Source organism: Cumulibacter manganitolerans, from assembly GCF_009602465.1.
GTDB classification, from domain to species: Bacteria; Actinomycetota; Actinomycetes; order Mycobacteriales; family Antricoccaceae; genus Cumulibacter; species Cumulibacter manganitolerans.
This window is the reverse complement of record NZ_WBKP01000035.1, coordinates 1-12,912: the sequence shown is the minus strand read 5'-3', so window position 1 is coordinate 12,912 and position 12,912 is coordinate 1. Positions and strand designations below refer to the sequence as shown.

At 69.2% G+C, this 12,912-nt stretch carries 12 protein-coding genes; all 12 read right to left on the bottom strand.

The window, feature by feature from the left end:
• Positions 1–31 precede the first annotated feature (31 nt).
• Positions 32–1,411: a cytochrome P450 gene (locus F8A92_RS12640; protein WP_153505528.1), complete on the bottom strand. Its 1,380-nt coding sequence runs from the start codon at positions 1,409–1,411 to the stop codon at positions 32–34.
• 22 nt (positions 1,412–1,433) lie between these two features.
• Positions 1,434–1,631, bottom strand: coding sequence for a ferredoxin (locus F8A92_RS12635; RefSeq protein WP_153505527.1), 198 nt, complete (start codon positions 1,629–1,631; stop codon positions 1,434–1,436).
• A gap of 66 nt (positions 1,632–1,697) precedes the next feature.
• Positions 1,698–2,651: an amidohydrolase family protein gene (locus tag F8A92_RS12630; RefSeq protein ID WP_228389421.1), complete on the bottom strand. Its 954-nt coding sequence runs from the start codon at positions 2,649–2,651 to the stop codon at positions 1,698–1,700.
• 57 nt (positions 2,652–2,708) lie between these two features.
• On the bottom strand, positions 2,709–3,725 hold the full coding sequence (locus tag F8A92_RS12625) for a polyprenyl synthetase family protein (protein ID WP_153505525.1): 1,017 nt from the start codon (positions 3,723–3,725) through the stop codon (positions 2,709–2,711).
• Positions 3,726–3,729: 4 nt separating this feature from the next.
• Positions 3,730–5,292: an NADH-quinone oxidoreductase subunit NuoN gene (gene nuoN / locus F8A92_RS12620; RefSeq protein ID WP_153505524.1), complete on the bottom strand. Its 1,563-nt coding sequence runs from the start codon at positions 5,290–5,292 to the stop codon at positions 3,730–3,732.
• Positions 5,289–7,058, bottom strand: a complete 1,770-nt coding sequence (locus F8A92_RS12615; protein ID WP_153505523.1) for an NADH-quinone oxidoreductase subunit M — start codon at positions 7,056–7,058, stop codon at positions 5,289–5,291. The genes nuoN and F8A92_RS12615 overlap by 4 nt, the downstream gene beginning before the upstream one ends.
• On the bottom strand, positions 7,055–9,001 hold the full coding sequence (nuoL, locus tag F8A92_RS12610) for an NADH-quinone oxidoreductase subunit L (RefSeq protein ID WP_228389420.1): 1,947 nt from the start codon (positions 8,999–9,001) through the stop codon (positions 7,055–7,057). The genes F8A92_RS12615 and nuoL overlap by 4 nt, the downstream gene beginning before the upstream one ends.
• A gap of 9 nt (positions 9,002–9,010) precedes the next feature.
• Entirely contained in the window at positions 9,011–9,310 is a 300-nt protein-coding gene (gene nuoK / locus F8A92_RS12605; protein WP_153505522.1) for an NADH-quinone oxidoreductase subunit NuoK, read from the bottom strand.
• Positions 9,307–10,122 (bottom strand): NADH-quinone oxidoreductase subunit J, encoded by an 816-nt coding sequence (locus F8A92_RS12600; protein ID WP_153505521.1) that lies wholly within the window; start codon positions 10,120–10,122, stop codon positions 9,307–9,309. The genes nuoK and F8A92_RS12600 overlap by 4 nt, the downstream gene beginning before the upstream one ends.
• The gene (gene nuoI / locus F8A92_RS12595; RefSeq protein WP_153505520.1) at positions 10,119–10,682 is read right to left on the bottom strand and encodes an NADH-quinone oxidoreductase subunit NuoI; all 564 of its coding nucleotides are present in this window, start codon (positions 10,680–10,682) and stop codon (positions 10,119–10,121) included. The genes F8A92_RS12600 and nuoI overlap by 4 nt, the downstream gene beginning before the upstream one ends.
• The gene (gene nuoH, locus F8A92_RS12590; RefSeq protein WP_153505519.1) at positions 10,675–12,006 is read right to left on the bottom strand and encodes an NADH-quinone oxidoreductase subunit NuoH; all 1,332 of its coding nucleotides are present in this window, start codon (positions 12,004–12,006) and stop codon (positions 10,675–10,677) included. Before nuoH ends, nuoI begins: the two co-directional genes overlap by 8 nt.
• Positions 12,006–12,912, bottom strand: a 907-nt coding sequence (locus F8A92_RS12585) for a molybdopterin dinucleotide binding domain-containing protein (RefSeq protein ID WP_153505518.1), incomplete at its 5' end; no start/stop codon positions are given. The genes nuoH and F8A92_RS12585, both read right to left, overlap by 1 nt.

The following is a 12,912-nucleotide window of genomic DNA, read 5'->3' as shown; positions in this document are numbered from 1 at the left end:
TCGTCTGGCCGGATACTCGCCCCTTGCCGGGTCACCGTCTTCCTTTCTTCACGCGCATGTCGCTGACCTGGGCGTGGCGGTGGTCCTTCCCGGACGGTCTGGGGATGTGCACCGGGAGGTGCTTCACGCCGCGGATGAACTCGCTCAACAGCGGTACGGGCTCGCCGGTGATCTGCATGCCGGGCAGCTTGGTGAGGATCTGCTGGAACATCGCACGCAGCTGGGCCTTGGCGACGCCGTTGCCGAGGCAGAAGTGCACTCCCCCGCCACCGAACCCGACGTGGTTGGACGCCGGGCGCTGCAGGTCGAAGCGGGCCGGATCGGTGAACACCTCATCGTCGCGGTTGCCCGAGCAGTAGAAGATGACCACCTTGTCGCCCTGGGGGATCAGCTGACCGCCCAGCTCGACGTCGCGCGTCGCGGTCCGCGCGAACTCGATCACCGGCGAGGCGTGCCGGACGAACTCGTCGATCGAGGGCATGATCCGCCCGTCGAAGTCCTCCATCAGCCACGCGCGCTGCTCGGGGTGCTCCCAGAGCGACATGACCGTGCGGGTCGTGGTCTGCTTCGTGGTGTCGTTGCCGGCGACCGCCAGCAGCAGCATGACCGCGCCCACCTCGGCCTGGTTCAGCGGCCGGCCGAAGACGTGGTCGGCGTTCGCCAGCGCGGTCGCGATGTCGTCCGAGGGATGGTCCTTGCGATAGGCCATCGCCTCCAGGCCGATCTGCATGACGATGCCGACCTGCTGCAGAGCGAACTCCGTCGGGTCCATGCCGCCGTTGACGTCCGGGTCGTGTGCACCGACGAAGCCGTCTGCGGCCTGCGCGAAGGCGTGCACCTGGCTCTCGGGCACGCCGACCATGTCGGCGACGGTGAGCATGGGGAGCTTTGCCGAGACCTCCTCGACGAAGTCGATGTCACCGGCGCCCACCACGCGGTCGATGATCTGCGCGGCGCGCTCGTTGATCTTGTCGGTGATCCGCCGGACCCCCTTCGGGGTGAACGCCGTGCTCATCACCTTGCGGTAGTCGGTGTGCAGCGGCGGGTCCATCTCGAGGCAGGAGGGCCGGCTGATGGCCGCGGGGAACCGCGGCCGCAGCATGATGTTGTTGATCTGCTGGTCGGAGCTGAACAGCTCGTGGTTGCGGCTGACGTAGGTGATGTCCTTCGCCTTGACGATCGCCCAGAAGCCGCGCTCGTGGTGCACCTCGACGGGATACTCCACCTCCAGCGGGCGGTGCCAGCTGACGGGGGCGTGCTCGCGCAGCCACGCGAACGTCTTCTCACGCTCGTCGAACGACTGCGCCCAGAACCGCTGGCTGGAGATGTCCTTGTCGGTCGTCGCCGGCCGATCGGTCGGGCTCGGGATCGTGACGGTGGCGTCGATCCCCTCGATGTGTACAGCCGTCATGGCACTCGTCCTTCGTCGGTGGCTAGGTCTCGTCGTCGAGGGTGAGCGCCTGGGTGGGGCAGCCGGCCACCGCGCGCTCGACCTCCGGAACGTCGTCGGTCGCGACGTCCTCGCGGAGGATCAGCAGATCGCCGTTGTCCTGGATCTCGAAGTAGTCCGGCGCGGCCTCCTCGCACAGGCCGTTCCCGGTGCAGACGCCGTAGTTGCAGGAAATCCTCATCCGGCCCTCGCGAAGATGACTGACGTATCAACTCGCCGCGACGTTACGTGGCGCCGATCACATGTGTCAAGTGACCAGCCGGCCACGCACGAGCACCTGCCGGACGCGGCCCAGGGCGGCCGGGTCCTGCAGCGGGTCGCCGTCGACCGCCAGCAGGTCGGCGTCGTAGCCGGCCGCGATGCGCCCCGGCATTCGCCGAAGCACCGCCGCAGGCGGCTGCGCCCCGGGGAAGGGCACCATCCCAACGGTCGCGCCGACCACGATCCCGGAGCGCTTCAACGCGTCCAGCTGCTCGTTGGACGGCGCCGCGACGCCGTCCTCGGTCCAGAAGCTGCAGTGCTCCACGCCGTCGGCCCCTGCGGCGACTGCATCCAGCACCGCGGTGACGGCGTGCGCGTGCGCCGTCAGCGGCAGCCCGCGGCGGTGCGCCTCGTCGACCGCCACCCGCAGCAGCGGGCCGTCGAACTGCGGCAGGTGCTGGTAGGTGCCGGGCGTCAGGGTTCCCCCGCTGGCCATCACCTTGACGACGTCGACGCCTCGGTCGGCATGCTCGGCCACCGCCCGCCGCATCGCCGGCTCGGTCGGCTCGATGCCGCCACCGAGGTAGTGGCAGTGCCCCTGCCGGGTGGTGATCGGTGGCCCGGAGGCGACGATCGTGGGCAGGTCCGCACGGCCGCGCAGCCCCAGGGACAGGTAGTCCCGATCGCCGAGGTCGCGGACGGTCGTCACGCCACCGCGCAGCGCGGACCGGCCCGCATCGATCATCGCCGCGACCACCGCGTCGTCCGACCGCGCGGCCAGCGCGCCGACCGGGTCGGGTCCGGCGTCGAACGCCAGATGCACGTGGGTGTCGATCAGCCCGGGAAGAAGCGTGCAGCCCGGCAGGTCGATGACCGTGGTCCCCACCGGCGGAGGGCTTCCCCCGCCGGACGAGCCAGCGCTGAACACGCCGATGATCCGGTCGTCGTCGACCAGCACCGCGGGCTCGGCGATCAGTGCCGCGCCGGTGCCGTCGAACAACCACGATCCGCGGATGAGTGTTCTGCCGCGGGTCGGCCCCCTGGCCACCTCTCCAGACTAGCTCGAACGGACCTGCATGAAGTCCACCAGCGCGTCCAGGGCCTCGCGGGCGGCGCCCTCGGGCAGCCGCGCGAGCTGCGCGCGGGCGCGCTCGACGTACTCGCCGAGCACCTCGCGCGCCCGATCCATACCGGAGGATGCGCGAAGAAGCTCGAGGGCTTCGCGGTGCGTGGCGTCGTCGGTCAGCGGGCCGGCCTGCAGCAGCTCACGCAGCCGCGGCGAGGTCTGCGGATCGCTCAGCGCATAGAGCATCGGCAAGGTCGCCACGCCCTCGCGCAGGTCCGTGCCGGTCGCCTTGCCGAGATCCTCGGCGTCCGAGGTGATGTCGATCAGGTCGTCGGAGAGCTGGAAGGCCATCCCGATCGCCTCACCGAACTGCGTCATCGCCTCGACGACGTCCTCGGAGGCACCGCCGAACATCGCGCCGAACCGGCCGGACGTCGCGATCAGCGATCCGGTCTTGCCCGCCAGCACCTCGAGATACCGCTGCACGGGATCGCTGCCGGCCGGCGGAGGCACGGTCTCCTGGATCTGTCCGGTCACCAGGCGCTGGAACGTCTCGGCCTGGATGCGCACCGCCTCCGGGCCCAGCTGCGAGACGAGGATGGAGGCCGCCGCGAACAGGTAGTCCCCGGCCAGGATCGCGATGCTGTTGGTCCACCGCGAGTTGGCGCTCTCCGCGCCGCGGCGAATCTCCGCCTCGTCCATCACGTCGTCGTGGTACAGCGTGGCCAGGTGCGTCAGCTCGACGACGACGGCGGCCTTGTCGACCTCCACCGAGCCCGGCGCGCCCAGCTGCGAGGCGAGCAGCACCAGCAGCGGACGAAACCGCTTGCCCCCGGCCTGCGCCAGGTGCTTCGCCGCCTCGTCGAGCGTCAGGTCGTCGCTGCGGCAGGCATCCAGCAGACGCTTCTCGATCCGCTCGAGCCCGTCACGCAGCGACGCCGCGATCTGCGAGTCCGGGAAGTCGATCCCCGCCACGCGCAGCGACTGGTCTCCAGCAGTGGGCGGCACCGAATCAGCCGATGAACAGCGTGGCCTTGGCCACCAGGTCGAGCAGCGGGCCCGGGAGCACACCGAACAGGACGGTGAGGGCGGTGCAGATCCAGATCACGACGTCCGTCGCGGTGCCCGGCTCGACGACCAGCGCGGCGTCCTCGGCCGGCTCGTGGAAGTACATCAGCACGACCAGGCGGAGGTAGAATGCGGCGGTGACCGCGCTCATCAGCAGCGCGACCACGACCAGCCAGCCGTATCCGGCGTCGATCGCCGCGCTGAACGCCTGGAACTTGCCGATGAATCCCGCGGTCAGCGGGATACCGGTCATCGACAGCATCAGCACGGTCATGATCCCCGCGAGCACGGGCTTGCGGCGTCCCATGCCGCGCCAGTCCTCGAGGCGCGACATCTCGCCGTCCGGACGCCGCACGAGGCTGACGCAGGCGAACGCCGCGATCGAGCTCAGGCCGTACGTGGTGATGTAGAACATCGTGGCCGAGACGCCGTGCTGCGTGTTGGCGAGCACCGCGACCAGGATGAAGCCCGCGTGCGCCACCGAGGAGTACGCCAGCATGCGCTTGAGGTCGGTCTGCGCCAGGCCGAACACCGCGCCGACCGCCATCGAGATCACCGCGAAGATCGCCAGGGCGGGCTGCCAGAAGCTCGCGCCGACGAAGGTGAGCCCGACGTACAGCACGCGCAGCAGGCCGACGAACGCGGCCAGCTTCGTCGCGGCGGACATGAACCCGGCGACCGGGGTCGGCGAGCCCTGGTAGACGTCGGGCGTCCACTGGTGGAACGGCGCGACGCCGGCCTTGAAGAACAGGCCGACGAGCATCAGGCCGATGCCGATGGCCAGCAGCCCGTCGTGCCCGAGGTCGGACGTCGTCGCCTCGGATATCGCCCGCAGGTCGAGGCTGCCGGCGAAGCCGTAGATCAGCGCGATGCCGTAGATGAAGAACCCGGAGCCGAAGGACCCCAGCAGGAAGTACTTCACGGCGGCCTCCTGCGAGAGCAGCCGGCGGCGGCGGTTCAGGCCCGCGATGAGGTACAGCGGCAGCGAGAAGACCTCGAGCGCCACGAACATCACCAGCAGGTTGTTGCTCGCGACGAAGATCATCATGCCCGACAGCGAGAACATCGCCAGCGGGAAGACCTCGGTCTGGACCCGCTCGCTGGTCAGCAGCGCGCGGTCCGCACGGGACCCGGCCGGCACGGCGCCCTCGGCGACGAAGTGCGAGACCTTGGTGTTGCCGACGTAGTCGAGGCTGCGGTCGGCGAACAGCATGACCGACAGCAACCCGAACACCAGCAGCACCGCCATCGAGATCAGCGCGGGACCGTCGATGGCGATGGCCCGACCGATCACCACGGCCGCCGTCTTGCGCTCGGCGAACACCGCGATCAGCGCGCCGAAGATGGACACGACGGCCAGGCCGACCTGCGACGGGAAGCGTGCCGCGCGCGGCACGAACGCCTCGATGAGGACGCCGATGAGGGCCGCCAGCAGGATCACCAGGATCGGTGAGAGTGCCGCGTAGGCGATGGACGGGGTGGGGATCCCCGCGGCTAGGACGTTCACTTGCCGTCTCCGTTCGCGGACGCGTCTACCGGTGCGCCCGGGTGATCGATGCCGACGTCAGTCTGCAAGGTCTGCTCCACAGCGGGGTTGATGATGTTCAGGACCGGCTGGGGGTAGAAGCCGAGGATGAACACGAGCGCGACCAGCGGCGCCAGGACGCCGATCTCGCGCGGGCTCAGATCCCCGAAGACGCGTGCCCGCACGGCGGCCACCTTCTGCCGCTCCTGCACGGCCACCTTCGCGCGGCGCGCCGCCGGACGCGGCGCACCGAGGTCGGCGGCCGCCCGGTCCTCCTCGGACCCGTCGAGCTCCGGCTCGTCGTCCGGGTGGACGTCGTGGCCGTGGCCGGCCGGGTCGACGGCCGGCGCCGGAACGACGCCGCGGGCCGGTCCCATCAGCATCCGCTGGATCAGCCACAGCACGTACAGCGCCGCGAACACGATGCCGATGGTCGCGATAATCGTGAACACCGGCTCGCGGCCGTACGACCCGATCAGCACCAGGAACTCCGACACGAACGAGTTGGTGCCCGGCAGCGCGAGGCCGGCCATGCCCGCCAGGAACATGATCCCGGCCAGCCACGGCGCGACGCGGTACACGCCGCTGTACTGCCGGATGCTGCGGCTGCGGCCGCGGGCGACCACCATGCCGACGGTCAGCAGCAGCAGCCCCGTCGAGATGCCGTGGTTGAACATGTACAGCACGGCGCCCGCGCCGGCCTGCGTGGTGAACGCGAAGACCCCCAGCGCGATGTAGCCGAAGTGCGCGATCGACGTGTAGGTGACGAGCTTCTTCACGTCGTCCTGGCCGACCGCCTGGAGGGCCGCGTAGATGATGCCGATCACCGCGAGCACCAGCACCAGCGGCGCGAGCGAGCGCGACGCGTCCGGGAACAGCGGCAGGCAGTAGCGCAGGAACCCGAAGGTGCCGACCTTGTCGAGGATGCCGACCAGGAGCACGGTGGTGCCGATCGGGCCCTCACCACCGGAGGCCGGCAGCCACGTGTGCACCGGCACCAGCGGGGCCTTGATCGCGAACGCGACGAAGAACCCGAGGAACAGCCAGGTCTGGGTCGAGTGCGAGATGTCGAGCTGGCGCAGCGCGTCCCACGAGAAGGTGGCGGTACCGAGCTGGTCCTTGCTGACGACGTACAGGCCGATGACGCTGGCGAGCATCACCAGACCGCCGACGAGGCTGTAGAGGATGAACTTCATGGCCGCCGGACGACGCCGCGAGGAGCCGTAGCCGCCGATCAGGAAGTACGTCGGGATCAGCATCGCCTCGAAGAAGACGTAGAACAGGAACACGTCGGTCGCGGCGAAGACGCCGATCATGAAGACCTCGAGGGCCAGGATCCACGCGAAGTAGCGGGCCCGCGAGCCGGTCGCCGGCAGCTCGGGATCCAGCGAGCCCGGCTCGTTGACGTCGTCACCGAGCGACTCGCGCCGCCACGACGCGATCATGACGATCGGCACCAGCAGCGCGGTGAGCACGATGAGCAACAGCGCGATGCCGTCGGTGCCGAGCGAGAAGCTCACCCCGATCGACTTGATCCAGCCGACGCTGGTGGTGAACTGCAGCCGCTCGCCCTTCGGGTCGAACGCGATCAGCATGACGATCGCTATCAGCAGCTCGAGCAGCGCGAAGCCGACCGCCGCCTTCTTCGCGATGTCCTCGCCGGCCTCGTCGCGACCGACGTACGCCACGACGATCGCGCCGAGCAGCGGCAGAACGATCAGCAGGAACAGGAAAGGAAAGTTGCTCACGCGAACCTCACCGCCAGCAGCGCCACGATCACCAGGATCACGCCGAAGAGCATGGACAGGGCATAGCTTCGGACGGCGCCGTTCTGGGCGCGCCGGACGCGCAGCGAACCGGCCGCCAGGCCACCGGACAGGCCGTTGACCGCGCCGTCGATCCCGCGGTCCTCGAACCACATCGAGGCGCGGGTCAGCGCCAGGCCGGGACGCTCGAAGACCGACTCGTTGAAGGCGTCACCGTAGAGGTTCGCGCGTGCCGCGCGCACCGGGAAGGCGACGCGGGCCGGCGCGACGCGCGGCACGTCCTTCGAGCCCACGAAGAACCAGGCGGCCACGATGCCGAGCACGATGAACAGCAGCGTGAGCACGAGCAGCACGGTCGACGGGATCGGGCTCTTCTCCATCGCGTGGTGCAGGTCGATCTCCGCGCCCAGCGACGGCTCGAGCCACCCGGGCAGGTTCGCGGCGAGGAAGAAGCCCGCGCCGATCGAGCCCAGCGACAGGATGATCATCGGAACGGTCATCGTCGACGGCGACTCGTGCGGGTGCACTCCCTCGTCCCACCGCTCCTTGCCGAAGAAGGTCATGAACATCAGCCGGCTCATGTAGAAGGCGGTCAGCCCGGCGCCGAGCAGCGCGGCACCGCCGAGCAGCCAGCCCTCCGTGCCGCCGCGGGCGAACGCGGCCTCGATGATCGGGTCCTTCGAGAAGTAGCCGGACAGCGGCGGGATGCCGATCAGCGCGAGGTAGCCGAGCCCGAAGGTCACGAAGGTGATCTTCATGTGCTTCCACAGGCCGCCGAACTTGCGCATGTCGACCTCGTCGTTCATGCCGTGCATCACCGAGCCGGCGCCGAGGAACAGCCCGGCCTTGAAGAAGCCGTGCGCGACGAGGTGCACGATCGCGAGGGCGTAGACGCCCGGGCCGAGGCCCGCGGCGAGGAACATGTAGCCGATCTGCGAGACCGTCGAGTACGCGAGCACCTTCTTGATGTCGTCGTAGGCGCAGCCGGCGATGCTGCCGTAGAGCAGCGTGACGGCGCCGACGATGGTGACGACCAGGCGCGCGGTGTCGCTCGCGTCGAAGATCGGGTTGGAGCGGCAGATCAGGTAGACGCCCGCGGTGACCATCGTCGCCGCGTGGATGAGCGCCGACACCGGGGTCGGGCCCTCCATCGCGTCCGGCAGCCACGCCTGCAGCGGCACCTGGCCGGACTTGCCGCACGCGCCGAGCAGCAGCAGCAGGCCGACCGCGGTCACGACGCCGCCGGTGAGCGTGCCGACGCCGGCGAACACGTCGGCGTACGACGTGCTGCCGATCTTGGTGAACATCACGAAGATCGCGATCGCCAGGCCGACGTCGCCGACGCGGTTCATGATGAACGCCTTCTTAGCGGCGGTCGCCGCGGACGGCTTGTAGTTCCAGAACGAGATCAGCAGGTACGACGCGACGCCGACGCCCTCCCAGCCGAAGTAGAGCGCGACGTAGGAGTTGCCCAGCACCAGCAGCAGCATCGCCGCGACGAAGAGGTTGAGGTAGGCGAAGAACTTGCGCCGCTCGGGGTCGTGGCCCATGTAGCCGATGGAGTAGATGTGGATCAGCGAGCCGACACCCGTGATCAGCAGGACGAACGTGATCGACAGCGGGTCGAGCAGCAGGCCGGCGTCGATCTTCAGGTCACCGGAGGCCGACCAGGTGAACATGTGCAGGTTCTGCGCCTTGTCCGGCGATCCCTTGAGCGCGAAGAAGAGGTACAGCCCGAGTGCGAAGGCGATGATCACCGTCGCGCAGCCGAGCAGGTGCCCCCACCTGTCGGCGCGGCGACCGGCCAGCAGCAGGACGGCCGAGCCGAGCAGCGGCAGCGCGATCAGCAGCCACATCAGGTTGAAGGGTGCCCCGGCGGCCACCGCTTCGACCTGCTCGGCGGCAAGTGTCATAGAGGTCGTCACATCTGTCCCTTAGTACTTCAGCAGGTTCGCGTCGTCGACCGAGGCCGAGCGGCGGGTACGGAAGATCGCCATGATGATCGCCAGACCGACCACGACCTCGGCCGCGGCGACCACCATCACGAAGAAGGCGATCAGCTGGCCGTCGATCTGCCCGTGCATGCGGGCGAACGTCGACAGCGTCAGGTTGGCCGAGTTCAGCATCAGCTCGATCGACATGAACACCACGATCGCGTTGCGGCGCACGAGCACGCCGACGACGCCGATCGTGAACAGGATGGCCGCGAGGACCAGGTAGACGGCCGGGCTCATGCGTCCTCTCCTTCGGAGATCGAGGGCGTGGAGCGCGTCGCCGCGGTGCGTTCCTTGCCGATCAGGTGCCCCTTGGCCAGCGGCAGCATCTCGACGCCGGTCGACTGGCTCTCCTCCGCGATCGAGCCGTCCGGCAGCAGCGCCGGGGTGGCGACCGAGTGCGAGGTCGCGAACACGCCGGGCCCGGGCAGCGGGTGCGGGCGGTCGGAGGCGAAGCGCGCCATCGCGCGCTCCTTCTGCGTCCTGACCGGGCCACGCTCGATGTGCGCGAGCACCATAGCGCCGACCGCGGCGGTGATCAGCAGCGCCGAGGTGAGCTCGAAGGCGAACAGGTAGTCGGTGAAGATCAGCGCGGCGAGGCCCTGGACGTTGCCGCCGTAGGTCTGGTTGGCCTTGCCCAGCCCGACCAGCGTGAAGTCGCTGGTCGCCCGGTGCACCGTCACGCCGACGATCGCGGCGAACCCGATGCCGAACCAGGCGGCGTACGCCCGCTGGCCACGCAGCGTCTCGACCATCGAGTCGGAGGCGTCGCGACCCACCAGCATCAGCACGAAGATGAACAGGATCATGATCGCGCCGGTGTAGACGATGATCTGGGTGGTGCCGAGGAACGGTCCGGCCTGCGCCATGTAGAACACGCCGATGCTGAGCATCGTCGCGACCAGCCACAACGCCGAGTGCACCGCGTTGCGGGAGAACAGCATGCCGAGCGCCCCGAGCACCGCGACCGGCGCCAGGACGAAGAAGATCGCCGTCTCGCCGGCGCCCATCGCCCCCGGTGCCGCAGCGAGCACGGTCGTCACTGAGGTCATTTCGCGGACTCCTCCTCGATGCGCGACGCGCCGCTCTCGAACTCGCGCAGCAGCTGCGGACCGTTGACGTAGTAGTCCTTCTCGCTGTCACCCAGCCGCATCGGGTGCGGCGGCTGCTCCATGCCGGGCAGCAGCGGCGCCAGCAGATCTTCCTTCGTCCAGATGAGGTCCTGGCGGTTGTCGTCGGCGATCTCGTAGTCGTTGCTCATGGTCAGCGACCGCGTCGGGCAGGCCTCGATGCACAGGCCGCAGCCGATGCACCGCAGGTAGTTGATCTGGTAGACCTTGCCGTAGCGCTCCCCCGGCGAGAACCGGCGCTCGTCGGTGTTGTCGCCGCCTTCGACGTAGATCGCGTCGGCCGGGCACGCCCAGGCGCACAGCTCGCACCCGACGCACTTCTCGAGCCCGTCCGGGTGCCGGTTGAGCACGTGCCGCCCGTGATAGCGCGGCTGGACGTCGACCTTGACCTCGGGGTACTTGAGGTTCGCGCGCTTCCTGAACATCGTCGCGAACGTGAGCCCGAAGCCCTGCAGGGGGCCGGGCAGGTAGCTCTTAGCCATCGGTGGACTCCTTCGAGGCGATCGCGCCGACTCGCCGCCCGGCACCCACGCGCCCGCGCTGCGGGGCAGCGGACCGGGCGCCGGACGGGACGGCGAGGTTCATCGGCGGGATCGGGAACGGCGGGTTGGCGTTGATGTTGTCCTGCTCCGGCTGCTTGCGCAGGAAGTACGAGGCCGCGGCGGCGACCACCAGGACGGTGAAGATGGCGATCGCGATCCAGCCCCACGCCGGCATCTTGTCGCCGTTGCGGAACATGCCGGTGCGGATCAGCGCGAGGAACAGCGTCCACACCAGCGCGACCGGGATCATGAACTTCCAGCCGAACGCCATGAACTGGTCGTAGCGCATGCGCGGCAGCGCGGCGCGCAGCCAGATGAAGAAGGACAGACCCAGGAACACCTTCAGCAGGAACCACAGCACCGGCCACCAGCCGTGGTTGGCGCCGGCCCAGATGTGGTCGATCCAGAACGGTGCCCGCCAGCCGCCGAAGAACATCGTCGCGGCGAGCGCGGACACGTTGGCCATGTTGATGTACTCGGCCAGGAAGAACATCGCGAACTTCATCGACGAGTACTCGGTGTGGAAGCCGCCGACCAGCTCCGACTCCGCCTCGGCGAGGTCGAACGGGGCACGGTTGGTCTCACCGACCATCGCGATGATGTACAGGATGCAGCTGACCGGCAGCATCCAGAAGAACCAGCCGCGGATGCCCTGCGAGGCGACGATCTCCGAGGTCGACATGGTGCCGGCCCACATGAAGACGCCGACGATGGCCAGGCCCATCGCGATCTCATACGAGATGATCTGCGCCGTCGAGCGCAGGCCGCCGATCAGCGGGTACGACGACCCGGACGACCAGCCCGCGAGGATCACGCCGTACGCGCCGACCGAGGCGCAGGCCAGGATCACCAGCACGCCGACAGGGGTGTCGGTGAGCTGCAGCGGCGTGTGGCGGCCGAACATGCTCACGACGGGCCCGACCGGGATGACCGAGAACGCCATGAACGCCGGGAAGGCGACGATCACCGGAGCGATCCAGTAGACCGGCTTGTCGGCCATCTTGGGGATGACCTCTTCCTTGAAGGCCAGCTTCACGCCGTCGAACAGCGACTGCAGCAGCGCCCACGGGCTGTTGCGGTTGGGGCCCGGACGGTTCTGCATGTAGCCGATGAGCTTGCGCTCCCACACGATCGTGAAGATCACGATGACGACCAGCAGCGCGAACGCGCCGACGGTCTTGATCAGCGTGATCCACAGCGGGTCGTGCCCGAAGTCGGCGAGGGTCGGCACGTCCGCCGGGAGCTTGGCAGCGAGCACGTTCATCAGTTGCTACCTCCGGCGGCGATACCGACGACCTGGCCCACGGTGGCGTGCAGGTCGCGGCGCAGCTTGCTGTTGGGTGCGTTCATCGGGATCCACACGACACGATCGGGCATCGCGGTGACCTCCAGCGGGAGGCTCACCGACCCGGCGGCGGTGCTGACGGTCACGATCTCGCCCTGCGCCGCGCCGATCTCCTGCGCGGTCGCCGCCGACAGCCGGGCCACGGCCGGCCGGGCGGTGCCCTTGAGGTAGCCCTCGCCCTCGAGCAACGTGCCCTCGTCGATCAGCTGATGCCAGGACGCGAGCAGCGCCCGACCTGCCGGCGGCAGCGGCGGCGGGACGGGCACCTGCCCGAGGCCGCTGCTCGGCCGCAGCGTCGTGCCGCCGAGGCGGTCGATCTCGGCGATCGCCCGCTCGGCGCTGACCAGGCCCAGGTCGATGTCGAGCTCGTCGGCGAGCTGGTGCAGCACCCGCGAGTCCGGCAGCGCGCCCGTGGCGTGCAGCGTCATGTCGAACGGGCGGCGACGCCCCTCCCAGCTGATGAACGTGCCGGTCTTCTCGACCACCGGCGCAACCGGCAGGACGACGTCCGCCCACTCGGTCGCCGCGGTCGGCAGGATCTCCAGGCTGACGACGAACTTCGAGGCCTTCATCGCCTCGATCATCAGCGCGGGGTCGGGCAGGTCGTACGGGTCGACGCCGCCGATCAGCAGGCCCGCGAGGTCGCCGTCGCGAGTCGCCTCGAGGATGCCGGTCAGGTCGCGGCCGACCTCGCCGGGCAGCGAGGTGCCCCAGATCGTCTCCAGCTCGGCGCAGCCGATGAAGTAGATGAAGAACGCCATGCCGCCGGCGGCTATCGCGAGCCGGTCGTCGATGCGGATCCTGTCACCGAACAGCGCGAACATG